The organism is Stenotrophomonas sp. 3diitr2024 (assembly GCF_042136455.1).
In the GTDB taxonomy this organism is placed as follows: Bacteria; Pseudomonadota; Gammaproteobacteria; order Xanthomonadales; family Xanthomonadaceae; genus Stenotrophomonas; species Stenotrophomonas sepilia.
This window is the reverse complement of record NZ_JBHHMJ010000123.1, coordinates 1-269: the sequence shown is the minus strand read 5'-3', so window position 1 is coordinate 269 and position 269 is coordinate 1. Positions and strand designations below refer to the sequence as shown.

Genomic DNA, 269 nt, shown 5'->3' with positions numbered 1-269 from the left:
TTGCGGTTGCAGGAATCCTTGCGCAGGCTGCCAACGAACACGGCGATGGTGGGGACGGACATCGGGACATACTCCTCACGGTGCGGGAGGCCCAGCCTAGTCGCCAGGCCCGTGCCATCCGGTGAAGATCAGCCGCCGGTACCCGAAGATGGCGCCCCCTATGTAAGCGTGCAGGACCTGGTCGAATGCCAGGGCCTGCTGCTCGGCAGCCCGACCCGCTTCGGCAACATGGCCGCGCCGGTGAAGCATTTCCTGGACGGGCTGGGCGC

General features: G+C 66.9%; 2 pseudogenes. One reads left to right on the top strand and one right to left on the bottom strand.

What is annotated here, in order from left to right:
* Positions 1-62 (bottom strand): annotated as a pseudogene (locus ABGA94_RS03120) (NADPH-dependent FMN reductase); the annotation flags it as partial.
* Positions 63-132: 70 nt separating this feature from the next.
* On the opposite strand from ABGA94_RS03120, the pseudogene ABGA94_RS03115 reads away from it, so the two are divergent.
* A pseudogene (locus ABGA94_RS03115) lies at positions 133-269 on the top strand (NAD(P)H-quinone oxidoreductase); the annotation flags it as partial.